Origin of the sequence: Pseudarthrobacter sp. GA104, assembly GCF_009741265.1 — a bacterium.
Lineage (GTDB): Bacteria > Actinomycetota > Actinomycetes > Actinomycetales > Micrococcaceae > Arthrobacter.
In genome coordinates this window covers 2,547,082-2,570,244 of the sequence record NZ_WOWL01000001.1, presented here as the reverse complement: position 1 = coordinate 2,570,244, position 23,163 = coordinate 2,547,082, and the positions used below count along the sequence as shown (strand labels likewise).

At 66.5% G+C, this 23,163-nt stretch carries 19 protein-coding genes; 16 read left to right on the top strand and 3 right to left on the bottom strand.

Going from position 1 to position 23,163, the window contains the following annotated elements:
• Positions 1 to 61: 61 nt before the first annotated feature.
• A complete protein-coding gene (locus tag GK109_RS11690; protein WP_370460556.1) occupies positions 62 to 736 on the top strand; it encodes a hypothetical protein in 675 nt (224 codons plus the stop codon).
• 130 nt (positions 737 to 866) lie between these two features.
• Here the strand turns inward: GK109_RS11690 and GK109_RS11685 are convergent, their stop codons facing one another.
• Complete coding sequence (locus tag GK109_RS11685; RefSeq protein ID WP_157240579.1) at positions 867 to 2,156, bottom strand: ammonium transporter; 1,290 nt, start codon at positions 2,154 to 2,156, stop codon at positions 867 to 869.
• Between the two features lie 476 nt (positions 2,157 to 2,632).
• On the opposite strand from GK109_RS11685, the gene GK109_RS11680 reads away from it, so the two are divergent.
• From GK109_RS11680 to GK109_RS11665, 4 genes are all read left to right on the top strand, one after another.
• The gene (locus GK109_RS11680) at positions 2,633 to 3,631 is read left to right on the top strand and encodes a LacI family DNA-binding transcriptional regulator (RefSeq protein ID WP_157240577.1); all 999 of its coding nucleotides are present in this window, start codon (positions 2,633 to 2,635) and stop codon (positions 3,629 to 3,631) included.
• A gap of 152 nt (positions 3,632 to 3,783) precedes the next feature.
• Positions 3,784 to 4,920 carry a Gfo/Idh/MocA family protein gene (locus tag GK109_RS11675; protein ID WP_157240575.1) on the top strand — a complete coding sequence of 379 codons (1,137 nt, stop codon included), beginning with the start codon at positions 3,784 to 3,786 and terminating at the stop codon, positions 4,918 to 4,920.
• Positions 4,920 to 5,663, top strand: coding sequence for a ThuA domain-containing protein (locus GK109_RS11670; protein ID WP_157240573.1), 744 nt, complete (start codon positions 4,920 to 4,922; stop codon positions 5,661 to 5,663). Before GK109_RS11675 ends, GK109_RS11670 begins: the two co-directional genes overlap by 1 nt.
• Before the next feature lie 95 nt (positions 5,664 to 5,758).
• Complete coding sequence (locus GK109_RS11665) at positions 5,759 to 7,450, top strand: alkaline phosphatase D family protein (protein ID WP_157240572.1); 1,692 nt, start codon at positions 5,759 to 5,761, stop codon at positions 7,448 to 7,450.
• On the opposite strand, the gene gdhA is transcribed toward GK109_RS11665, so the two are convergent.
• On the bottom strand, positions 7,447 to 8,784 hold the full coding sequence (gdhA, locus tag GK109_RS11660; RefSeq protein ID WP_157240570.1) for an NADP-specific glutamate dehydrogenase: 1,338 nt from the start codon (positions 8,782 to 8,784) through the stop codon (positions 7,447 to 7,449). The genes GK109_RS11665 and gdhA overlap by 4 nt on opposite strands.
• Positions 8,785 to 8,989: 205 nt before the next feature.
• On the opposite strand from gdhA, the gene GK109_RS11655 reads away from it, so the two are divergent.
• From GK109_RS11655 to GK109_RS11645, 3 genes are all read left to right on the top strand, one after another.
• Positions 8,990 to 9,637 carry an AmiS/UreI family transporter gene (locus GK109_RS11655; protein WP_157240568.1) on the top strand — a complete coding sequence of 216 codons (648 nt, stop codon included), beginning with the start codon at positions 8,990 to 8,992 and terminating at the stop codon, positions 9,635 to 9,637.
• Positions 9,638 to 9,706: 69 nt separating this feature from the next.
• Entirely contained in the window at positions 9,707 to 11,608 is a 1,902-nt protein-coding gene (locus tag GK109_RS11650) for an alpha-amylase family glycosyl hydrolase (protein WP_157240566.1), read from the top strand.
• A gap of 110 nt (positions 11,609 to 11,718) precedes the next feature.
• Entirely contained in the window at positions 11,719 to 12,576 is an 858-nt protein-coding gene (locus tag GK109_RS11645) for a prephenate dehydratase (protein ID WP_157240564.1), read from the top strand.
• Here GK109_RS11645 and GK109_RS11640 read toward each other — a convergent pair.
• Positions 12,558 to 14,468 carry an FAD-binding monooxygenase gene (locus tag GK109_RS11640; protein WP_370460555.1) on the bottom strand — a complete coding sequence of 637 codons (1,911 nt, stop codon included), beginning with the start codon at positions 14,466 to 14,468 and terminating at the stop codon, positions 12,558 to 12,560. The two genes, GK109_RS11645 and GK109_RS11640, sit on opposite strands and share 19 nt — an antisense overlap.
• 218 nt (positions 14,469 to 14,686) lie before the next feature.
• Here GK109_RS11640 and GK109_RS11635 point away from each other — a divergent pair, with 218 nt between their 5' ends.
• The 8 genes from GK109_RS11635 to GK109_RS11600 all read left to right on the top strand — a co-directional run bounded on the left by GK109_RS11635 (position 14,687) and on the right by GK109_RS11600 (position 23,065).
• The gene (locus GK109_RS11635; protein WP_157240562.1) at positions 14,687 to 16,153 is read left to right on the top strand and encodes a fumarylacetoacetate hydrolase family protein; all 1,467 of its coding nucleotides are present in this window, start codon (positions 14,687 to 14,689) and stop codon (positions 16,151 to 16,153) included.
• Positions 16,146 to 16,829 (top strand): GntR family transcriptional regulator, encoded by a 684-nt coding sequence (locus GK109_RS11630; RefSeq protein ID WP_157240560.1) that lies wholly within the window; start codon positions 16,146 to 16,148, stop codon positions 16,827 to 16,829. The genes GK109_RS11635 and GK109_RS11630 overlap by 8 nt, the downstream gene beginning before the upstream one ends.
• 68 nt (positions 16,830 to 16,897) lie before the next feature.
• Entirely contained in the window at positions 16,898 to 18,412 is a 1,515-nt protein-coding gene (hpaE, locus tag GK109_RS11625) for a 5-carboxymethyl-2-hydroxymuconate semialdehyde dehydrogenase (protein ID WP_157240558.1), read from the top strand.
• 29 nt (positions 18,413 to 18,441) lie between these two features.
• Positions 18,442 to 19,551 carry a 3,4-dihydroxyphenylacetate 2,3-dioxygenase gene (gene hpaD / locus GK109_RS11620; protein ID WP_157240556.1) on the top strand — a complete coding sequence of 370 codons (1,110 nt, stop codon included), beginning with the start codon at positions 18,442 to 18,444 and terminating at the stop codon, positions 19,549 to 19,551.
• A gap of 3 nt (positions 19,552 to 19,554) precedes the next feature.
• Entirely contained in the window at positions 19,555 to 20,340 is a 786-nt protein-coding gene (gene hpaH, locus GK109_RS11615) for a 2-oxo-hept-4-ene-1,7-dioate hydratase (protein ID WP_157240554.1), read from the top strand.
• Positions 20,325 to 21,137 carry an HpcH/HpaI aldolase/citrate lyase family protein gene (locus GK109_RS11610; protein ID WP_197432450.1) on the top strand — a complete coding sequence of 271 codons (813 nt, stop codon included), beginning with the start codon at positions 20,325 to 20,327 and terminating at the stop codon, positions 21,135 to 21,137. Before hpaH ends, GK109_RS11610 begins: the two co-directional genes overlap by 16 nt.
• Before the next feature lie 103 nt (positions 21,138 to 21,240).
• Entirely contained in the window at positions 21,241 to 22,293 is a 1,053-nt protein-coding gene (locus GK109_RS11605; RefSeq protein WP_157240552.1) for a D-2-hydroxyacid dehydrogenase, read from the top strand.
• Positions 22,294 to 22,327: 34 nt separating this feature from the next.
• Positions 22,328 to 23,065 carry a fumarylacetoacetate hydrolase family protein gene (locus GK109_RS11600; protein ID WP_157240550.1) on the top strand — a complete coding sequence of 246 codons (738 nt, stop codon included), beginning with the start codon at positions 22,328 to 22,330 and terminating at the stop codon, positions 23,063 to 23,065.
• Positions 23,066 to 23,163 lie beyond the last annotated feature (98 nt).

Here is a 23,163-nt window from a genome sequence, read left to right as displayed (position 1 = left end):
GCGCCGTAACCTGAAACCGGCAGAGCGGCCGGGGCGCCTGCCGGCTTCCTGGAGGCGAATAGTGAAATCGGCAAACGCAAGCATCATTACCGGCGTCATCCTGATAGCGGTCGGTGTGCTGTTGCTGCTGGACCTCCTCGACGTGATCGAGAGCGCGGCCTATGTGCCGATAGTGATCTTCACCGCTGTGGGGGCTGTATTCGTATCGCTCTTTGTTCGCGGCCGGGAGTTCTGGTGGGCGGCGATCCCCGGATCGGTGTTCCTGGGCCTGGCTGCGGTTGTCGCCGCCACCCAGCTCACCGGCGGCGGCGCGGGAGCGGCCTTCCTGTTCCTGTTCATGGCAGCCGGATTTGCCGCGGTCTACCTTCGCCAGCCGGACAACTGGTGGGCCGTTATCCCGGGCGGAGTGATGTTCACGCTGGCACTCGTCGTGGCACTCCCGCCGCAGGTGCAGGGCATGCCCACCGCCGCCGTCCTGTTCCTGGGCCTGGCTGCCACCTTTGGTGTGCTGTCCCTCGTTCCGGTCCCGGCGGCCGGTCAGGCCGGGCGGATGAAGTGGCCCTTGATTCCCGCCGCTGTCCTTGCAGTGCTTGGGGTGATCTTCGCGCTGCAGTCCACGGTGCTGCTCCTCGCCGCGGACTTCGTGGTGGTTGCCGTCATGATCCTGGCGGGCACTGCCTTGCTGGTCTACGCCTTCCGGGCACGCCATGGCGGACAGGACAAGGCACACGGTTAACACCGGCCCGGGCATGACAAAGGGCCAGTCCCCGGAACTATAAGCCAGCTGCTGCTGGCACCGGTCCGGAGGTTGGCCCCCTGCCTGACTCGTGATCCGGATGGCATGCACCCGGACTTCCTGGGAATCCCTACACGCGCTGCGGAGAGCCCAGCTCCACCGGATCCTCATCCGTAAGGTATGCGAGCTCGGAGTGTGCTGCGAGGTCGATGCCGCGCATCTCGTCCTCGGGATTGATCCGCAGGCCAATCGTCTTGTCCAGGATCTTTGCGAGGATCCAGGTGATGCCGAACGAGTAAACGAGCACCGTGACAGTGGCGAGGGCCTGGACGCCGAGCAGTTCAACGCCGCCGCCGTAGAAGAGTCCGCTGACCCCGTTCGGGGCAGCATCGGTGGCGAAGAGGCCGATCAGGAGCGTGCCCAGGATGCCGCCCACAAGGTGGACGCCCACAACGTCGAGCGAGTCGTCGTAGCCGAGGCGGTACTTCAGTTCAATGGCCAGCGAGCATACGGCCCCGGCGATCGCCCCGATGGCCAGCGCGCCCAGCGGGCTTACCGCGCCACAGGCGGGGGTGATGGCCACGAGCGCCGAGATCAGGCCGGACGCTGCGCCCATGCTGGTGGCTGCCCCGCGGCGGAGCCGTTCCACCAGGGACCAGGCCAGGAGGCCGGCCGAGGCAGCTACGGCGGTGTTGAGGAGAACCACCGACGCCGACTGGCCGGCGGACAGCGCGGAGCCGGCGTTGAAGCCGAACCAGCCCACCCAGAGGAGGCCGGCGCCAACCAGTACCAGCGGGCGGCTGTGCGGCTTGGCGTGCTCCACTTTCGGCCAGCCGGAGCTCTTGCCGAGCACCAGGGCCAGGGCCAGTGCTGCCGCGCCGGCGTTCATGTGCACGGCGGTGCCGCCGGCGAAGTCGATGGCCTTGATCCCGCTGGCGATCCAGCCGCCGGTCACGCTGCCATCCGCCGAAGTGAAGGCGAAGACCCAGTGCGCGATAGGGAAATAGACGATCGTGGCCCAGATGCCGGCAAACAGCATCCAGGCGCCGAACTTCATGCGGCCCGCTGCGGCGCCTGCCACCAGCGCCGTGGTGACGCAGGCGAAGAACAGCTGGAAGGCAGCAAACAGGATGACCGGGATGGACGCCTCCTCATCCGCGGCCAGCAGCTGCCCCATGCCGGGGAATTCGGTGACGTCACCGATCAGCCCCAGCCCCCCAACCGAGTTGCCGAAAGCCATCGAGTACCCGAACAGTGCCCAGAGGACAGCCACCAGGCTGGCGCCGCCGAAACACATCATCATCATGTTGAGAATGCGGCGCGACCCCACCATGCCCCCGTAGAACAGGGCGAGGGCGGGGATCATCATGCAGACCAGCGCCGAGCTGGCCAGTATCCAAGCGACATTTCCCGAATCCATGGGAAACCCCTTTCAAGATGCGAAGAGAGAACGGTAAGTTGCCGTCAGAGCCGCTCCGTGGAGGCACTCCGGGGGAGGGACGCGGATGGAGAGACCACGTTCAGCGGAGGGGCGGCTGTTGCCGTCTGGTTCCAACTGTATGGCGGCTATTTCGGGGTGGGTTTCCGGCGTGTTAAATGATCGTTTCGGTCATCCGCCAGCGAGTTTCAGGCGTCCCTCTGAGCGCAGGGTCCTCCCCCAGGGCCGCCGTGACGGTTTGCTGCGGCACGGGAGACGTGCGGTAGCGCCGCAACCGGGTCGCGATCACTCGTGCGAGTGTTCCGGCGACCTCATTGCGGGCCTGGCCGCCCATGTCGGCCATCATAGGTGGCAGGCCGCGAGGGCTCTGCGGCTAAGCTGGGGAAAACCGCCACTGCACTGCATGCACGGGCACGGCAGCGAGGACCCCGGTGCAATGGTCGCGGAAGGAAGAGGGAATGGCGCGAGCGACAGTCCAGGACGTCGCCAAAACGGCAGGAGTGTCGGTCGGGACAGTTTCACGGGTCCTTAACGGCAGCCCGGCAGTCAGCGCTGCGAGCAAGGAAAAGGTCAAGGGTGCCATCCGCGAACTCAACTACCGGCCGCTGGCTTCTGCCCGCGACCTGCGCCGCGACCGCACCATGCGCCTGCTGGCCCTCGCCAAGAGCCTCGACTCCCCTGTCATCAGCGAAGCCTTCCGTGGCTTCGGGGACGCCGCGGCACTGTCCGGCTATGTCAGCCTCATCGCACCCACCTCGGGGGACCTCGAGCGGGAACAGCAGCTGGTGGACATGCTGCGCAACGGCTCGGTGGACGGCCTGATCCTCTTTTCGCCCACCATGCCGGACGCCGATGTTGAGGCACTGGCAGGGCAACTGAGCGTTGTCCAGGTGTGCGAGATCGTCGATTCCGAGGCGGCATTCGGTGTTTCCATCGACGACCGGCGGGCCGCCGTGGACATCACCCGGCACCTCCTGGCAACGGGCAGCCGGCGCCTGGCGATGATCGGCAACAGGGCGGCACGCTCCGGCCGGCTGCGGGAGGAAGGATTCCTTGCTGCCGTCCGGGAGGCAGGTCTGCAGCCGGAGCACCTGTTGTTCGCTGAGGGCGAGTTCGGTTTCCATGCCGGGCGCCGCCTCACCAGGGAACTCCTGCTGCTGGACCCGCTGCCCGATGCCGTCTTCTGCGGCAGCGATACTGTGGCCGCCGGATGCGTCCGCGAGATTACCGACGCCGGCCTGCGGGTTCCGGACGACATCGCCGTGGCAGGTTTCGACGATTCCGTCCAGGCGGAAATGTGTGTCCCTGAACTGACCACCATCAGGCAGCCCGCCTACGAGATGGGCCGGGTGGCCTTTGAAGCGCTGTTCGCACGCATGACTGAGCCAGGCGAACACCGCCGAGGCCGCACCTTCCTCCCCCACGAGCTCGTGGTCCGCGACTCCACGAAGGGCTAGCACCGGGGGTTGACAGTCCTCGACGGCGGCTGCAAGACTTTTGGAATCGATTCCAAACCTGCGGCAGCCTTCAACGGTGCGACGGGTTGGAATCGATTCCAACCGGCTTCACAGAGCCCCCTCCGCCACCCACCAGTTAAGGAAGCACCCCTTTGATCAACGAGCAGCAGCCGTCAGTGCAGCCCGCCGCCCTTCCCGAAGAAGCACCGGCAGAAGCGTTGCGGGTGGGCGTGGTAGGCATCGGATGGGCCGGCCAGCAGCACCTGAAGGCCTACCACGCCCTTGACGGCGTCAGCATCGTTTCGCTTGCCGGCATGGAGCAGGAACTCCGCGACTCCCTGCAGGCCGAATACGCCATTCCGAACGCCTTCGCGGACTGGAAGGACATGCTGGACCACGGCGGACTGGACGCCGTCAGCGTGGCAGTGCCAACCTTCCTGCACGCCCCCATCACCATCGCCGCCCTGGAACGGGGAATCCACGTCCTGAGCGAGAAGCCCATCGCCCGCAACGCCGTCGAAGGCCAAGCCATGGTTGACGCTGCCCGCAGAGCCGGGCGCGTCCTGGACGTCGCCTTCAACCACCGCCGCCGCGGCGACATCCAGGCGCTGAAGGGCGTCATCGATGCGGGCGGGCTCGGCCGGCCGTACTACGCCAAGGCATCCTGGCTGCGCCGCTCCGGCATCCCCACCCTGGGCAGCTGGTTCACCAACCCGGAGCTTGCCGGCGGCGGACCGCTGGCGGACATCGGCGTCCACGCCCTGGATTACGCCCTGCACCTGCTGGGCGAACCGAAAGTGGTGGCCGTCTCGGCGGCCACCCATTCGGAACTGGGACCACAGGGGCGGGGCGGCGGCAGCGCCTACTCCGCCCTGGCATCCAGCCACGCCTTCGACGTGGAGGACTTCGCCTCGGCGTTCCTCCGGCTCGAGGGCGGCGGAACCCTGGTGATCGAGGCGAGCTGGGCCACGTACCGGGAGACGGACGACCTCCTGGACTTCACGATTTACGGAACGGACGGCGGCGCGGAGCTCAAGGTGCAGGGCGCGCCTTTCCCGCCCGTGGGCCAGCTGCGGGTGTTCACGGACAAGGACGGCGAAAGCGCCGATTACGTCCCGCCGGTACTGCCGGGCCGCGCCCATGATGCAGTGGTGGAGGATTTCGTCACGGCAGTCCGGGGCGGCGAGGCAGTCTGGGGCGGGCATGACGGCTCCCTGGCGCTCTACCGGGCACAGATCATCGACGCGTGCTACCAGTCAGCGCTGGAGCAGAGGGAGGTTCGGCTCTAATGAACGGCAAACTGAAGATCCGGGTATGGAACGAGGGCGTCCACGAGGCCATCAACGAGCCGCCCCACATCGGGGAGATCTACCCTGACGGCATCCACGGTGCCATCGCCGCCGGGCTCCGTTCCTTCTACCCGGAGGCAGAGATTACGACGGCGGTCCTCGCCACGGACGATGAGCACGGCCTCGACGAGGAGGTGCTCGCGGAGACGGACGTCCTGCTGTGGTGGGGACACATGGCCCATCATGAGGTGAGCGACGCCGTCGTCGAACGCGTCCACCGGCACGTCCTCGGCGGCATGGGCCTGATCGTGCTCCACTCGGGGCACTTCGCCAAGGTGTTCACCAGGCTGCTGGGCACCAGCTGCTCGCTCGCCTGGCGGAACGACGGCGAGCGCGAGCTCGTGTGGACCGTGAAGCCCTCGCACCCGATCGCTGAGGGCGTGGACAGCCCCATCGTCATCCCCGAACAGGAGATGTACGGCGAGCTGTTCGATATCCCGGAGCCGGACGACCTCATCTTCATCAGCTCCTTCGCGGGCGGCGAGGTGTTCCGTTCCGGCGTCACCTTCACCCGGGGCAAGGGCCGCATCTTCTACTTCAGCCCCGGCGACCAGGAGTACCCGGTGTACCACCACCCGCAGGTCCAGCGGGTCCTGGCCAACGGCGTGAAGTGGGCGGCCCAGCCGGGCCTGCACCGCTCGGCCCCAGGGGTCACCAACCCCGCGCGGGACTGGTTCAGCTAAGGATGGCTGCAGCCGGCCTCCGGCATGGCAACCCTGGCGACAGCAGCTGCGGGTTTCCCATAGCCGGGGCCGGTTCCAGCGGGTACAACTGAGGGATGACTACCCCGGCACTGGTGTTAGGCCCCATGATGCGGTACGTGGACCAGACCTCGGCGAGCATCTGGGTGGAAACCCGGGACAACGCCAGCGTGACGGTCAGCGCCGGGGCCGGGGAGTGGAAAGCCCGGACCTTCGCCGTCCACGGCCACCACTACGCGCTGGTGGAAGTGGACGGGCTGGAGCCCGGATCCGTGACACCGTACGCGGTGGCCGTCAACGGAGTGCCAGTGTGGCCCGAGCCCGGGACGGGGTTCCTGCCGCCGGTGATCGCCACCCTCAAACCCGGCAAGCCGCTGCGCCTGGCCTTCGGTTCCTGCCGCACCAGCGTCCCGCACGACGAGTCCGGCAACCGGAGCCACGGCGTGGACGCTTTGCGGGCCTACGCAGTGGCGATGAGTTCCGGCGGCGGCGGGGAGCCGTGGCCGGACCTGGTGGCATTTCTCGGGGACCAGGTCTACGCGGATTTAACCAGCGAACAGATGCAGGAATTCATCAAGGCCCGGCGTGATATTGAGGCGCCTCCCGGCGAAGAGCTCAAGGACTACGAGGAGTACGCGCACCTCTACCACCTGGCATGGTCCGACCCCGCGAACAGATGGCTGCTGTCCACCCTGCCCAGTGCCATGATTTTCGACGACCATGACATCCGGGACGACTGGAACTCGTCGAGGAGCTGGCGGGAGGCGATGCAGGCCACCGCCTGGTGGCAGGGGCGCATTGTGGCCGGGCTGGCCTCGTACTGGGTTTACCAGCATTTGGGAAACCTGTCCCCGCAGGAGCGCGCCGCGGATGTGATCTGGCAAAAGATCACATCCCGCCGCGGGGACGGCGAACCGGACATCAGCGCTGAGCTGGACAGTTTCGCCGAACGGGCCGACCAGGATCCGGAAACCTACCGGTGGAGTTACTGCCGCGACTTCGGCGACACCCGGCTGCTTGTGGTTGATTCCCGTGCCGCCCGGAACCTGGACCCTGACCGCCGGGCCCTGCTGGACGACGCCGAAATGGACTGGCTGGACGCCCGGATGCGCGGCGGGTTCCGGCACCTGCTCGTGGCAACGTCCTTGCCGTTCCTCCTGCCGATGGGCCTGCACCACCTTGAAGCCTGGGACGAGGCAGTCTCCGAGGGCGCATGGGGCAGGCTCCCGGCACGGGTCGGCGAGAAACTGCGCCAGGCGGTAGACCTGGAGCACTGGGGTGCCTTCCAAAACAGCTTCCGGCGGATGGCCGCCATGGCCGCGGAGGTGGCAGAGGGGACGCGCGGTCCGGCGCCGGAGACTGTCACCTTCCTGTCGGGCGACGTGCATTTTTCCTACGTCTCCGAAGTGGAGCGGCCCTCGGGAAGCCGCATCATCCAGGCGGTCTGCTCTCCCATCCGCAACCCGCTCCCGCGGCTGATGCGCTCCTTCGGCGCCGTGATGTCCTACGGCCTGGCCGCGCCGATCGGGGCGTTGGCGGCACGCTCCGCCAGGGTTCCGGATCCGCCCTTCCGCTGGTCCGGCATCAAAGGCCCATGGTTCGACAACAACCTGGCCTGCCTCGAAGTGGTGCCGGAGGGCTTGAAGCTGTGGTGGCAGCGGGGCGTGGTGGACGGCGGCGACAACCTCAACCCCCGCCTGGAACGCGTGGCCGAGATAACCGTCGCTCCACGCAGGACGGCAGGAAATGCTGCCGTCCTGCCCTCCTAGATCAGGCCCTGGGCCAGCATGGCGTCCGCTACCTTCACGAACCCGCCGATGTTGGCGCCGAGCACGTAGTTGCCCGGATCGCCGTACTCGTCAGCCGTGGAGGCGCAGCGGTCGTGGATGCCCACCATGATGTCGGTGAGCCGCTCCTCGGTATGTTCGAAGGACCAGGAATCCCGGCTGGCGTTCTGCTGCATCTCCAGCGCCGACGTGGCAACGCCGCCGGCATTGGCGGCCTTGCCCGGACCGAACAGCACGCCGGCCTGCTGGAACACGGCCGCCGCGTCGCGGGTTGAGGGCATGTTGGCGCCTTCGCCGACGGCAAGGAGCCCGTTGCGGACCAGCCGGGCGGCAGCACCGCCGTCGAGCTCGTTCTGGGTGGCACAGGGCAGCGCCACGGTGGCATCGACCTCCCAGACGGAGCCGCCGTCCACGTAGGACACGCCGCCACGGCGTTCGGCATAATCTTTCAGGCGGCCCCGTTGCACTTCCTTCACTTCGCGAAGAAGGGCGACGTCGATGCCCGCCTCATCCACCACGTAACCCGAGGAGTCGGAGCAGGCCACCACAGTGGCACCCAGCGCCTGCGCATTGGCAATCGCATTGATGGCCACGTTTCCGGAGCCTGAGACCACCACGCGCTGGCCGTCGAAGGACGTGCCGCGGGTCTTCAGCATTTCCTGGGTGAAGATCACGGTTCCGAAGCCGGTGGCTTCCGGCCGGACCAGGGATCCGCCCCAGGAAATGCCTTTTCCGGTAAGGACGCCGGATTCGTAGCGGTTGGTGATGCGCTTGTACTGCCCGAACAGGTAGCCGATTTCGCGGCCGCCCACACCAATGTCGCCGGCCGGGACGTCGGTGTATTCACCAATGTGCCGGTACAGCTCGGTCATGAAGGACTGGCAGAACCGCATCACCTCGCCATCGCTGCGGCCGCGGGGGTCGAAGTCCGAGCCGCCCTTGCCGCCGCCGATGGGCATGCCGGTGAGGGCGTTTTTGAAGATCTGTTCAAAGCCCAGGAATTTGACGATGCCCAGGTAGACCGAGGGGTGGAACCGCAGGCCGCCTTTGTACGGGCCCAGCGCCGAGTTGAATTCCACCCGGAAGCCGCGGTTGATCTGCACCCGGCCCTGGTCATCAGTCCACGGCACGCGGAAGATGATCTGCCGCTCCGGTTCGCAGAGCCGTTCCAGGATTGCGGCTTCAAGGAGTTCGGGATGCCTGTCATGGACGGGCCCCAGGCTTTCAAAGACCTCAACTACTGCCTGATGGAACTCCGCTTCGCCGGGGTTCCTGGCCAGGACAGTGTCCCTGATGGCCTCCAGCCGTGCATCCATGAATCTTTCCTCACCGTGGGCGTAACACTGGGCAGCCACGCGGCGGGCGGCGTCGTCCCAAATAGTTTACGCTTCAACTTAACTGATTGCGACCAGCCACTGTTAGGCGGCCCCAATCACAATGCTCTAACCTCCGTATTGTGACAGAAAAATTCCACTTAGCGATAATTCCGTCGGCGCTTCCGGCGGGCGGCGGGGCGTCCTGATGCCGTACGCCTGCCTGCTCCTCTCCGGTGCGGCACTGCTGGTCAACGGACTCGCCACCCTGGGGCACCTGCCCCGCCGCGACGCAGCCGTCCTGAGCCTGGTGGTGGGGATCGTGCAGCTGGTGCTCGGCGTCGTCGTGCTGTCCCTGGGCGGTGCGGCCGGCACGGCGCCGACCGCAGCAGGGATCCTCCTGTTCGGGCTGACCTACGCCTATGCGGGCCTGGACATCCTGCTGGGCCTTGGGGCGAAGGGCCTGGGCTGGTTCTGCGGGATGGTTGCGTTCGTTGCCGTGCTGCTTGCCTTCTTCTGGCTTCCTGCCGATCCCCTGCTCGCCGTGCTGTGGCTGGCGTGGGCGGTGCTCTGGGGCCTGATGTTCGCCTCCCTGGCCTGCGGCCGGAGCGGGCTGGACCCCTTCATGGGCTGGGCACTGGTCCTGGCCAGCCAGGTGACCGCCACGGTGCCGGCCTTCCTGGGAATGGCCGGGCTCTGGCCGCGCAGCGCCCACGTTGCCGCCGGCGCCGCCGGGCTGTTGGGACTTCTCTTCCTTGCCGCGGGGATACTGGCGCGGCGGCCGCCTGCGGGCGAATGGCGCGCACCGGATAAGCCCGGTACCGCTGCCGCCCTGCCCCGGGAGCCGCGGCGCTAGCCGCCGTGGCATACTGCCGTAACCAGTTTCTGCCGGATCCGCCGGCTGGAGGTCGGAAGGGGTTCTTCAATGCAGGAGTTCGTCAGTGCGGACGAAACAGTGCGGCAGCACGTCGTCGATGCGCTCGCGCAGGCGGGGACCGCCCCGGATCGCGCCTTTCAGCAGCGGTTCGACGCACACTTCCCCGACCTGTGCCGCCTCTTCCGCACGCTGTACGGATCCCGGCCGGACTGGCAGGACCAGCTGGCCGCCCTGGTGGTCCAGGGTGCACGCTCCTGGGATGGGCGCCCTGCCGAGCTGAAGGCCCTGGACGCTGAACGGGAGGCCAACAGCGGCTGGTTCCTGTCCAACAACATGCTCGGCGGCGTCTGCTACGTGGACAGGTACGCCGAAAGCCTGGAAGGGCTGCGCACCCACATTCCGTACTTCAAGGAACTGGGCCTCACTTACCTGCACCTCATGCCACTGTTCCTCGCGCCCGAGCCGCACTCCGACGGCGGCTACGCCGTCTCCAGCTACCGCCAAGTCAACCCCAAGCTGGGCACCATGGAACAGCTCCGTGAGCTTGCCTCCGAGTTCCGGACCCACGGCATCAGTCTGGTGGTGGACTTCATCTTCAACCACACGAGTGACGAACACGAGTGGGCCCGCAAGGCGGCGTCGGGGGATCCGGAGTACAGCGACTACTACTGGATCTTCCCCGACCGCACCATGCCGGACGCCTTTGAGCAGAACGTGCGTGAAATCTTCCCGGAAAACCACCCGGGGTCCTTCATCCAAATGGAGGACGGCCGCTGGGTGTGGGCAACCTTCCACACCTACCAATGGGACCTGAACTACTCCAACCCGGACGTCTTCCGGGCCATGGCCGGGGAGATGCTTTTCCTGGCCAACCAGGGCGTTGACATCCTGCGCATGGATGCCGTGGCGTTCATCTGGAAGCAGCTGGGCACCCCCTGCGAAAACCTGCCCGAGGCCCACATCCTCCTCCAGGCCTTCAATGCCGTCTGCCGGCTGGCCGCGCCGTCGCTGCTGTTCAAGTCCGAGGCAATCGTGCATCCGGACGAGGTGGCCCTCTACATCGATCCGGCCGAATGCCAGCTCTCCTACAATCCGCTGCAGATGGCGCTGATCTGGGAATCCCTGGCCACCCGGGACGTCTCGCTGCTGGCGCAGGCGCTCGAACGAAGGCACAACATCCCGGACGGCACGTCCTGGGTCAATTACGTGCGCAGCCATGACGACATCGGCTGGACCTTCGCCGACGAGGACGCGGCAGAGCTTGGCATCAACGGCTTCGACCACCGCCGTTTCCTGAACTCCTTCTACGTCAACCGGTTCCCGGGCAGCTTCGCCCGCGGCGTCCCGTTCCAGGACAATCCCAAGACCGGGGACTGCCGGATTTCAGGTACCACGGCGTCCCTGTGCGGCATGGAGGTGGACCCGGCCGAGGCGGTGGAGCGGATCCTCCTTGCCCACTCGGTGGCCTTCAGCACCGGCGGCATCCCGCTCCTGTACCTGGGCGACGAGGTGGGGCAGGTCAACGACTACGGGTATGCAGAAGAGGAAGGGCACGAGGCCGACAGCCGCTGGGTGCACCGGCCCCACTACCCGGCGGGCCAATACGCGCTCCGCCACGACCCGTCCACCCCCGCGGGCGCGGTGTACGCCGGCCTGAAGCGGATGGTTGAGGTCCGGGCGGCCACGCCTGAACTGGCCGGTACCAGGCTGGTGGATTTTTCCACCAACAACCGTTCCGTCCTTGCCTACCAGCGGCCCGGCGCCGCGGCTGAAACACGGGTCCTGGCGCTCGCCAACTTCAGCGACCAGCCCCAGGCCCTGCCCGCCGAAACCTTCTCCGGGTACTCCCCTGCCGCCGTCGACCTTCTCTCCGAAGCAGCGCTGCAGCTGGACGAGGGGGTCACGCTCCTCCCCCGCCAGTACCTCTGGCTGCGCGTCACTCCCGTTTAGGCCCGTCCCATCCCAACTAGGTAGCGCTAAGTGTCGTTTTGGCCGCCCAAAACGACACTTAGCGCTACCCAGTTGGGCGGGCGGGGGCGGGGCGTGAAACCATACGGATCATGGCCCAGAAGATTGCGTACCAGGGTGAGCCCGGCGCCAACTCCAATATCGCGTGCAAGCAGATGTTCCCCGACATGGAAAGCGTGCCCTGCGCGAGCTTCGAGGACGCGTTTGAACTCGTGTCCAGCGGCGAGGCCGAGCTGGCCATGATCCCGATCGAGAACTCCATCGCCGGCCGGGTGGCGGACATCCACATCCTGCTGCCGCAGTCCAACCTGCAGATCGTGGGGGAGTTCTTCCTGCCCATCCACTTCGACCTGCTTGGCATCCCGGGCAGCACCATCGAAGGTGCCACCGAGGTGCACAGCCACATCCACGCCCTGGGCCAGTGCCGGAAGCTCATCCGCGAGCACGGCCTCAAGCCCGTCATCGCCGGCGACACCGCGGGTTCCGCCCGGGAAGTCAGCGAATGGAACGATCCCCGCAAGCTGTCCCTCGCTCCCCCGCTCGCGGCCCAGATCTATGGCCTGGAAGTGCTGGCCTCACGGGTTGAGGACGACCCCTCCAACACCACGCGCTTCGTGGTCCTGGCCCGGGAAAAGGAGCTGCCGGCGCGGGATGAGCTTCCCGGACCGGCAGTCACCAGCTTTGTGTTCCGCGTCCGCAACGTCCCCTCGGCCCTGTACAAGGCGCTGGGCGGCTTCGCCACCAACGGCGTGAACATGACCCGGCTGGAAAGCTACATGGTGGGCAACGAATTCGCCGCCACCATGTTCATGGCCGACGTCGAAGGCCACCCCGAGGACCTGCCGTTGAAGCTGGCCCTCGAGGAACTGGACTTCTTCACCACCGAGGTGCGGATCCTGGGCGTCTACTCCGCCGCGGACTACAGGACGGCTCAGACCGTCAGCGGCTGACCCGCTGCATGGCGCGGCTTAAGGAGACCGGCGAAGAACTCCGCCAGCTCCGCCGTCGCCGCGAGCGGCAGGACGTTGGCCACGTACTGGTCCGGACGGACCACCACCACCACGCCGCCGCGGTCCAGGCCCCGCAGCTCGAAGATGTCCGCGCTGGGATCGGTGGCGTACACCTTCTCGTAGTCGGTCAGCTTGAACGGGCCCACCTGCGGCCTGAACACCGCCGGTACCGCGTTGATGTCAACGGCGGTGTGGGGCTGCTGGTAAACCACTTTCACGTCGAACCAGGCATCCGGGTCAGCGTCCGACGGCGTCGCGGCCAGCGGTGACTGCGGCGAGTTCGCCAGCCACTCGGCGAAGTCCGCCACACCTGAGTGCCCGCCGGCCGGTGCCGCGTCGGCGAAAACGTAGATCCGCCAGCGGCCGTCAGCCGTAGCGTGGTGGCCCAGGTGCATCGGGTTGGTATCGCCCACCCGCACCACGGGCGCCGATTTGAGGCGCTTGCCCACGGGAAAACCCGTGGCCAGGTCCTGGTGGATGTCGCTGCCGGTCACCATCGACGGCGTGTACTGGGTCATGAAGCCGGCCGGGAATTCAGCGGTGCGCACGTAGAAGTCCTCAAGGTCCGAGGGGTGTTCGAACTCTTCGGGCTTCTTGGCCATCATGGTGGACCACTCCTTATCGAAATCGATAAGGTTCTTCGCCACAACCTGGCGCTCCTCGGAGTAGGTGGACAGCAGGCTCTCCGGGCTGCGGCCTTCCAGCACGTGCCCCAGCTTCCAGGCCAGGTTGAAGCCGTCCTGCATGGAGACATTCATGCCCTGGCCGGCCTTGGCACTGTGGGTGTGGCAGGCGTCGCCGGTGATGAACACCCGCGGTGTGCGGGTGCCGCGGTCCTCCGGAAGGACGTCGTCAAACCTGTCCGTCAGGCGGTGGCCCACCTCGTAGACGCTGTGCCATGCCACGTTGCGCACGTCCAGCGTGTAAGGGTGGAGGATCTCGTTGGCCTTGTGGATGATCTGCTCGATGGTGGTTTTGCGGATGGCGCCCTTGGTGTCCGGATCCACCTCGCCAAGGTCCACGTACATGCGGAAGAGGTAGCCGCCTTCCCGGGGGATCAGCAGGATGCTGCCTTTCTCACCCTGGATGGCGCACTTGGTGCGGATGTCCGGGAAGTCGGTAACGGCCAGGACATCCATAACGCCCCAGGCGTGGTTGGCGGCGTCGCCGGCGAGGTGGCAGCCAATGGCGTCCCGCACCTTGCTGCGGGCGCCGTCCGCACCAACAACGTACTTGGCGCGGACCACCCGCTCCTGGCCTTCGCTTGGGCCGGAGGTGCGGGCGAGGGTCACAGTGACGGGGTACTCCCCCTGGCCCGTGACTTCAAGGCCGCGGAATTCGTAGCCGTAGTCGGGCTTCATGCGGGTGGGCGAGTTGGCCATGACCTCGGCGAAGTAATCCAGGACGCGGGCCTGGTTCACGATGAGGTGCGGGAATTCACTGATCCCCATCTCGTCGTCCACGGCACGGGCGGCCCGGACGATGCGCGAGTGGTCCGCCGGGTCCGGCTTCCAGAACGCCATTTCGGTGATCCTGTATGCCTCGGCGATGATCCGCTCGGCAAAACCGAAGGCCTGGAACGTCTCCACGCTCCGGGCCTGGATGCCGTCCGCCTGGCCGATGGGAAGACGCCCTTCCCGGCGTTCAACAATGCGCGTTGTGACATTCGAGAACTGGGAAAGCTGCGCGGCTGCAAGCATGCCGGCAGGTCCGGTGCCCACAATCAGCACGTCGACTTCGTCCGGAAGGTCAGCAGGCCGGTTGATGCCGACGCCTGCCGCAGGCTTGACCCGGGGGTCGCCCGACACGTAACCGTGGTGGTGAAACTGCACGGGATTCCTCACTTCGTTGTGTGGCGCTTCAGCTGCACGAGCTGTTCGATAATAGAATTTCAGGTTCCATATAAGAAACCCTGCGATTGAGCACCACAGTACGCCACCTGTGACGGGGACTACAAGGGACCGGGATTCCCTCGGGAAAAGGGGTTGACGAACGCCGACGCGAGCGCGATAGTGATCGTATACGATTTTGTACTCGATGAGGAGACGGTTTGGAGCAGGTCAACGGGGACACCCTTGCAGCGGCACGCAAGGTCATCGCGGTGCACATCAACTACCCCAGCCGGGCCGCGCAGCGGGGACGCACGCCGGCCCAGCCGTCGTACTTCCTCAAGCCGTCCTCGTCGCTCTCGCTGAGCGGCAGCGCGGTGGAACGGCCTGCCGGCTGCGAGCTCCTCGGCTATGAGGGGGAGATTGCCCTGGTCATCGGCAAGGCCGCCCGCCGGGTCGGGCTCGAGGACGCGTGGAGCCACGTCGCCGCCGTTACCGCGAGCAACGACCTGGGCGTGTATGACCTGCGCTGGGCGGACAAAGGCTCGAACCTGCGTTCCAAGGGCGGCGACGGCTTCACTCCCGTGGGCCCCGCACTGATCCCGGCAGACGCCGTCGACCCCGCCAAGCTGCGCATCCGCACCTGGCACAACGGCCAGCTCGTCCAGGACGACACCACGGAGGACCTGCTTTTCCCGTTCGCCCGCCTGGTCGCCGACCTCTCCCAGCTGCTCACCCTCGAGGAAGGGGACATCATCCTCACCGGCACCCCCGCCGGCGCCTCCGTGGCCAGGCCCGGGGACGTGCTGGAGGTGGAGGTGGGCACGCTTGATGGCAGCCCCACCACCGGCCGCCTGGTCACCAGGGTGGAGGAAGGCACGACGCCGTTCGCTGACTTTGGTGCCGGCCCCAAGGTTGACGACGTGCAGCGGGAGGAAGCGTGGGGTTCGCGCGAAGCTGCCGGCCTTCCTGCTCCGGCCAGCGTCCTCACCCCGGTACTGAAAGCCAAACTCGAGAGCGTCGCCACGGCCACGCTGTCCTCGCAGCTGCGCAAACGCGGCCTTAATAACGTCAGCATCGACGGGCTGCAGGCCACGCGCCCGGACCGCCGCGTCGTCGGGCTGGCCCGGACCCTGCGCTACGTCCCCAACCGGGAGGACCTGTTCAAGTCCCACGGCGGCGGCTTCAACGCCCAGAAGCGCGCCATCGATTCCGTGAACGAGGGCGAAATCCTGGTGATGGAGGCCCGCGGCGAGAAAGGCACCGGGACGGTGGGTGACATCCTGGCCCTGCGCGCCCAGGTCCGCGGCGCCGCGGCGATCATCACGGACGGCGGCGTCCGGGACTACGCCGCCGTGGCCGGACTGGAGATGCCCACCTACTTCGCCAACCCGCACCCCGCGGTGCTGGGACGCCGCCACGTTCCGTGGGACACGGACATCACCATCGCCTGCGGCGGTACAACGGTGCAGCCCGGCGACATCATCGTGGCCGACTCCGACGGCATCCTGGTGATCCCGCCGGCCATCGCCGGGGAACTCGTCGAGGACTGCATTCGGCAGGAACAGGAAGAAGCCTTCATCTTCGAGATGGTGAAGCAGGGCAACAGCGTTGACGGCCTCTACCCCATGAACGCCCAGTGGCAGGCACGGTACGAGGACTGGAAAGCGGGCAAGAGCAATGACTGAGGCAGTATTGGCCGCGGGCAGCAAGTCGCAACAGGCCTACGACGCAGTGAAGGCCCGGATTGTGGAAGGAACCTACACCCCCGGGTACCGGCTGGTGCTCGGCAGCATCGCCAAGGACCTCGGGTTCAGCGTGGTCCCGGTCCGGGAAGCCATCCGCCGGCTCGAGGCCGAAGGACTGGTGAAGTTCGAACGCAACGTGGGCGCCACCGTGGCCGGGATCGACCCCACCGAGTACCTCTACACCATGCAGACCCTGAGCATCGTGGAAGGTGCCGCCACCGCGCTGTCTGCTCCGCTGGTCGATGCCGCGGCGATTGCCCGGGCCCGCGCCGTGAATGAGGAGATGCGCGAGTGCCTCCAGCATTTTGACCCCGTCCGCTTCACCCGGCTCAACCAGGACTTCCACAGCATCCTGTTCGAGCGCTGCCCCAACCCGCACATCCTGGACCTGGTCCACCGCGGCTGGAACCGGCTGGCAGCTTTGCGGTCCTCCACGTTCCGCTTTGTCCCGGGCCGTGCCCGCGAATCGGTGGAGGAGCACGAAGGGCTGCTGCAGCTCATCGAATCCGGAGCAGACCCCGATTCCATCGAGAAGGCCGCCCGCCTGCACCGCTCCGCCACCCTGGACGCCTACCTCGCCCAGACCACCCCGCAACCAGCAACGCGGGGTCACTAAACGCCCAATAAACGGCCCCAATCGGCCCAGAAGTGACCCCGCGTTGAACTATCACGAAGGAAACAACAATGACGTTCACTGCAGAACAGTCCGCCACCCACTACGTGCCGCAGGACCTTCCCAACCACATCCAGCACTACATCAACGGCGAGTTCGTCGACTCCGTCTCCGGCAAGACCTTCGACGTCCTGGACCCGGTATCCAACACCAACTACGCCACCGCCGCCGCAGGCCAGAAGGAGGACATAGACCTCGCCGTCGCCGCCGCCCGGGAAGCGTTCACCAACGGCCCGTGGCCGAAGATGAAGCCCCGAGAACGCGCCCGCGTCCTGAACAAAATCGCGGACGCCGTCGAGGCGCAGGAAGCCCGGCTTGCCGAGCTCGAGACGTTTGATACCGGCCTGCCCATCACCCAGGCCAAGGGCCAGGCCCTCCGCGCGGCGGAGAACTTCCGCTTCTTCGCCGACCTGATCGTGGCCCAGTTCGACGACGCCATGAAGGTCCCCGGCTCACAGATCAATTACGTGAACCGCAAGCCGATCGGCGTCGCGGGCCTCATCACCCCGTGGAACACCCCGTTCATGCTGGAGTCCTGGAAGCTCGCCCCGGCCCTGGCCACCGGCAACACCGTGGTCCTCAAGCCAGCCGAGTTCACCCCGCTCTCCGCCTCGCTGTGGGCCACCATCTTCAAGGACGCCGGCCTCCCTGACGGGGTGTTCAACCTGGTCAACGGCCTCGGCGAGGAAGCCGGCGACGCCCTGGTCAAGCACCCGGACGTCCCGCTGATCTCCTTCACCGGCGAGACCACTACCGGCCAGACGATCTTCCGCAACGCCGCAGCCAACCTCAAGGGCCTGTCCATGGAACTCGGCGGCAAATCCCCCTGCGTCGTATTCGCCGACGCCGACCTGGACGCCGCCATCGACTCGGCCCTGTTCGGCGTCTTCTCCCTCAACGGCGAGCGCTGCACCGCCGGCTCCCGCATCCTGGTGGAACGCGCCATCTACGACGAGTTCTGCGAAAAGTACGCCGCCCGCGCAAAGAACATCGTCGTCGGCGACCCGCATGACCCCAAGACCGAGGTGGGCGCCCTGGTCCACCCCGAACACTACGAAAAGGTGGCCTCCTACGTGGAGATCGGCAAATCCGAAGGCCGGCTCCTGGCCGGCGGCGGCCGGCCCGAAGGACTCCCCGACGGCAACTACATCGCACCTACGGTGTTTGCCGACGTCGCCCCCGACGCCCGGATCTTCCAGGAGGAAATCTTCGGCCCCGTCGTCGCGATCACCCCGTTCGAGAACGACGACGAGGCCCTCGCCCTGGCGAACAACACCAAGTACGGCCTCGCCGCCTACATCTGGACGCAGAACCTCACCCGCGCCCACAACTTCTCGCAGAACGTCGAGGCCGGCATGGTCTGGCTGAACAGCCACAACGTCCGCGACCTGCGCACCCCGTTCGGCGGCGTCAAGGCCTCGGGGCTGGGCCACGAGGGCGGCTACCGCTCCATCGACTTCTACACCGACCAGCAGGCCGTCCACATCACCCTCGGCACCGTCCACACCCCCAAATTCGGCGCCTAGCCAACCCCTTTCAAAGAAGAGAGACCATCATGAGCAACCCGTTCACCGGCCCTATCCCCACCCCCACTGTCCCGGCTCCGGACATCGTCCGCTGCGCCTACATGGAAATCGTGGTCACCGACCTCGCCAAATCCCGCGCGTTCTACGTGGACATGCTCGGCCTGCACGTCACCGAAGAAGACGAGAACGCCATCTACCTGCGTACCCTGGAGGAGTTCATCCACCACAACCTGGTGCTGCGCAAGGGACCCGTCGCCGCCGTAGCGGCCTTCGCCTACCGGGTGAAGTCCCCCGCCGAAGTGGACGCCGCAGAGGCGTACTACCGCGAGTTGGGCTGCCGGGTTGAACGCCGCAAGGAAGGCTTCACCAAGGGCATCGGAGACTCCGTCCGCGTCGAAGACCCGCTGGGCTTCCCGTACGAGTTCTTCTACGACGTGGAGCACGTGGAGCGCCTTACCCAGCGCTACGACCTCTACTCCGCCGGTGAGCTGGTCCGCCTGGACCACTTCAACCAGGTCACCCCCGACGTCCCGCGCGGCCGCAAATACCTCGAGGACCTCGGCTTCCGCGTCTCGGAGGACATCCAGGATTCCGACGGCGTCACGTACGCCGCATGGATGCACCGCAAGCAGACCGTCCACGACACCGCGCTCACCGGCGGCAACGGGCCGCGGATGCACCACATTGCCTTTGCCACGCACGAGAAGCACAACATCATCCAGATCTGCGACAAGATGGGCGCCCTGCGCATCAGCGACCGGATCGAACGCGGCCCCGGCCGGCACGGCGTGTCCAACGCCTTCTACCTCTACATCCTGGACCCGGACGGCCACCGTGTGGAGATCTACACCCAGGACTACTACACCGGCGATCCGGACAACCCCACCATCACCTGGGACGTCCACGACAACCAGCGCCGCGACTGGTGGGGCAACCCCGTGGTCCCCTCCTGGTACACGGAGGCCTCCCTGGTCCTGGACCTGGACGGCAACCCGCAGCCGGTCATCGAGCGCGAGGAAAAGAGCGAAATGGCGGTCACCGTGGGTGCCGACGGCTTCTCCTACACCCGGAAAACAGAAGGAGAAGGCGCCGGTGCCACTGAACAGAAGACCGGCTTCAAGCTGGGGGCGCAGGTCTAGATCATGCTGGATGACAGGACGATCGAGGCCATCGCGGACGAACTGGTCGAGGCGGGCCGTAACCGGAAACCTGTGCCGCGCCTGACCGCACGCTACCCGGACATGACGGTGGAGGACTCCTACGCCGTGCAGCTGTTGTGGCGGCGGCGGAACGAGGAAGCCGGACGGAGCCTGGTGGGGCGCAAGATCGGCCTCACGTCCAAGGCCATGCAGGCCGCCACCGGCATCACCGAACCGGACTACGGCGCCATCTTCGATGACATGGTGCTGGAAACCGGCTGCTCCGTGGACTGGGACCAGTACACCCACCCGCGGGTGGAGGTGGAGCTGGCCTTCGTCCTGAAAGACGGGCTGAAAGGCCCGGGCTGCACCATCTTCGACGTCCTGAAAGCCACCGACTACGTTGTCCCGGCCCTGGAGATCCTGGATTCCCGGATCGAGATGGAAGGCAGGACCATCGTGGACACCATCTCGGACAACGCGGCGATGGGCGCCATGGTGATCGGCGGCCGGCCCGTGAAGCCCGACGCCGTGGACCTCCGCTGGGTCTCCGCCATCCTCTACAAGAACCAGACCGTTGAAGAGACCGGAGTCGCCGCCGGGGTCCTGGACCACCCGGCCAACGGCGTCCACTGGCTGGCCAACAAGATCGCCGCCCACGGCGACTCACTGAAAGCCGGCGACATCATCCTCGCCGGTTCCTTCACCCGCCCGCTCTGGGTGTACAAGGGAGATACCGTCCACGCCGACTACGGACCCCTGGGGAGTGTCACATGCCGCTTCGAATAGAGGACACCTTCCGCGACGCCCTCGCTGGGGCGGACCGGCCGCTGGCCGGGATGTGGGTCTGTTCCGGAAGCCCCCTGGTCGCCGAGCTGTGCGCTGGATCCGGGCTGGACTGGCTCCTGGTGGACGCAGAGCACAGCCCTAACAGCCTCGAATCCATCCTCGCCCAGCTCCAGGCCATCCACGGCTACCCCGCCCACACCATGGTCCGCCCGCCCGCCAACGATACCGTGCTCATTAAGCAGTACCTGGACCTGGGCGTGCAGAACCTGCTCATCCCCATGGTCAACTCAGCCGCTGAGGCGGAAGCCGCCGTGGCCGCAACCCGCTACCCGCCGCAGGGCGTCCGCGGGGTCGGCTCGGCCCTGGCCCGCGCGGCACGCTGGAACCGGGTCCCGGACTACCTCGCCCGGGCCAACGAGACCATCAGCGTCACCGTACAGATCGAATCCGAAGCCGCGGTAGCCGTCGTGGAAAACATCCTGGCGGTCGACGGCGTCGACGCCATCTTCGTGGGCCCGTCCGACCTCGCCGCCTCCATGGGCCTGCTGGGACAGCAGGAACACCCCGAGGTGCGCGCCGCCGTCGAACACTGCCTCGCTGCCGCCAAAGCCGCCGGGAAACCCGCGGGCGTTAACGCCTTCAACCCGGACACCGCCCGCCACTACCTCGACCAGGGTGCCAACTTCATCCTGGTGGGCGCCGACGTCGCCCTCCTGGCAAGGGGCTCCGAAGCCCTGGCAGCGCAGTACATCCAGGCGGCGGAGGCTGCCGATCGCGACAACACCGCCAGCTACTGACGTCGTCCCGCATTCACCTGCCTCGCGTGACGCCTCGCAGAGGTGAAGACAGCCAGCAGGCCATCTGTTCAGCATATTAGCCATAAGCCAGTATAGTGAACGAATGACCTCCACAATCACCCTTGCGATTGCTGTACCGCTCGAAGCAGAGCTGGTGGAGCAGATCCGCGCCGTCGATCCGTCAGTTACCGTCCTCTACGAGCCCGAGCTCCTGCCACCCGAGCGTTACCCGGCCGACCACTCCGGCGACCCGGCCTTCAAGCGCACTCCAGCCCAGGAAGAGCGCTACTGGGCCATGCTCAACAGCGCACAGGTGCTTTACGGCTTCCCCAACGAAAGCCCCGCCGGCCTCGCCCGCATAGCCCGCGAGAATCCGCGCCTGCAGTGGATCCACGCAATGGCCGCAGGGGCGGGCGGAGCCGCCAAGGCCTCCGGACTGGACCAGGACATCCTGCAAAAGTTCAAGATCACCACATCAGCCGGCGTCCACGCCCTGCCCCTCGCCGAGTTCGCGGCGCTCGGAATCCTCAACGGCTTCAAACGGAGCGCAGAACTGGCCCAGGACCAGGCCGCCAAAACATGGCCTGAACTGCGGATCCCCACCCGCCTGGTCAACGGCTCCACATTGGTGGTCACCGGGCTGGGCGAAATCGGGCTGGAGACCGCAAGGATCGCCAGGGCGTTGGGGATGAAGGTCAGCGGAACCAAACGGTCCGTGGAACACATCGACGGCATCGAGCAGGTGGTGGACAACGCCGGCCTTCCGGCCCTGCTGGCCACGGCCGATGCAGTAGTGAACACGCTGCCCGGCACCGCCTTCACGGAGAAGCTTTACAACCATGAAACGTTCGCCGCCATGAAGCCCGGGACGGTCTTCATCAACGTGGGCCGGGGCACCGTCGTCGACGAAGAGGCCCTGCTGGAAGCCCTCAACAACGGCCAGGTCGGCTACGCCTGCCTGGACGTCTTCGCCGTCGAGCCCCTTCCGGAGGACAGCCCCCTCTGGGAGCACCCCAGGGTCATGGTCTCCCCGCACACATCCGCCCTCAGTGCCGCCGAGAACCGCCTCATCACCGAGCGCTTCTGCAGCAACCTGCGGACCTTCCTCGACGGCGGCGACCTCCCCCACCTCGTGGACACGGTCCACTTCTACTAAGCCCCCCGGCTCGAAGCACGGTCAGGAGAAATCCATGCGCATCGCAAGAATCAAGACGGCAGAGGGAGCCCGGCACGCCGTGGAGCGGAGCGGGATGTGGCACCACATTGTTGATCCGTTCGAGGAACCCTTCAGCTACACAGGGCACACCACCTCCGGCGCAGATGCCGTGTTCCTCGCCCCGGTCCGGCCGGCTGTGGTGCTCGGCATCGGACACAACCGGACGCTGAACGACCATCCGCTGCCCATCCAGGCCTGGCATAAGTCTGTGCACACCCTCGCCAATCCCGGCGATCCGGTGGTCGCCGTCCGGGACCGCGGCACGGTCAACGTGGAAGGCGAACTCGCAGTGGTCATCGGGAAACAAGCGAAGGAGCTGACGCCCGGCAACGCCTTGGAGCATGTCCTCGGCTATACGTGCGTCAATGACGTGACCAACGTGGACCAGGGCCTGGTGGATGAACGGAACTTCCAGGGCAAGGCCGGCGTGAACTACACGCCCCTTGGCCCGTGGATCGAAACCGACATCCCGGATCCGGACCTTGTGGGAATCGACGTCATCGTCAACGGAGTGGCCCAGGCGAACTCCGGGACGTCCAACCTGCCCTCCTCAGTGGTGGAGTGCCTCGTCTACGTAACTTCCTGGCTGACGCTGGAACCCGGCGACGTGCTTATGACAGGGGCTCCCGGGACCGCAGTGGCAGTCCTGCCGGGCGATCAAGTGGACATCGTGATCGAGGGAATCGGCACCCTTACAAACAAGGTCGCCTGAGTTCCCCCGCCTTCCGGAGCACGCATGGCATGGGACGCGATGACGCGCGCCCCTATGATGGATGGTGTTCAGTCAAATGAACACCAGTTCGTCCTGCC

Bases quoted from the DNA above. Each gene is read 5' to 3' on its own strand.
- GK109_RS11605 (WP_157240552.1), top strand. From the start codon at position 21,241: ATGACCTCCACAATCACCCTTGCGATTGCTGTACCGCTCGAAGCAGAG.
- hpaE (WP_157240558.1), top strand. From the start codon at position 16,898: ATGACGTTCACTGCAGAACAGTCCGCCACCCACTACGTGCCGCAGGAC.
- GK109_RS11655 (WP_157240568.1), top strand. From the start codon at position 8,990: ATGCCGTACGCCTGCCTGCTCCTCTCCGGTGCGGCACTGCTGGTCAAC.
- GK109_RS11645 (WP_157240564.1), top strand. From the start codon at position 11,719: ATGGCCCAGAAGATTGCGTACCAGGGTGAGCCCGGCGCCAACTCCAAT.
- GK109_RS11670 (WP_157240573.1), top strand. From the start codon at position 4,920: ATGAACGGCAAACTGAAGATCCGGGTATGGAACGAGGGCGTCCACGAG.
- GK109_RS11665 (WP_157240572.1), top strand. From the start codon at position 5,759: ATGACTACCCCGGCACTGGTGTTAGGCCCCATGATGCGGTACGTGGAC.
- GK109_RS11610 (WP_197432450.1), top strand. From the start codon at position 20,325: ATGCCGCTTCGAATAGAGGACACCTTCCGCGACGCCCTCGCTGGGGCG.
- hpaD (WP_157240556.1), top strand. From the start codon at position 18,442: ATGAGCAACCCGTTCACCGGCCCTATCCCCACCCCCACTGTCCCGGCT.
- GK109_RS11685 (WP_157240579.1), bottom strand. From the start codon at position 2,156: ATGGATTCGGGAAATGTCGCTTGGATACTGGCCAGCTCGGCGCTGGTC.
- GK109_RS11600 (WP_157240550.1), top strand. From the start codon at position 22,328: ATGCGCATCGCAAGAATCAAGACGGCAGAGGGAGCCCGGCACGCCGTG.
- GK109_RS11630 (WP_157240560.1), top strand. From the start codon at position 16,146: ATGACTGAGGCAGTATTGGCCGCGGGCAGCAAGTCGCAACAGGCCTAC.
- GK109_RS11680 (WP_157240577.1), top strand. From the start codon at position 2,633: ATGGCGCGAGCGACAGTCCAGGACGTCGCCAAAACGGCAGGAGTGTCG.
- gdhA (WP_157240570.1), bottom strand. From the start codon at position 8,784: ATGGATGCACGGCTGGAGGCCATCAGGGACACTGTCCTGGCCAGGAAC.
- GK109_RS11650 (WP_157240566.1), top strand. From the start codon at position 9,707: ATGCAGGAGTTCGTCAGTGCGGACGAAACAGTGCGGCAGCACGTCGTC.
- hpaH (WP_157240554.1), top strand. From the start codon at position 19,555: ATGCTGGATGACAGGACGATCGAGGCCATCGCGGACGAACTGGTCGAG.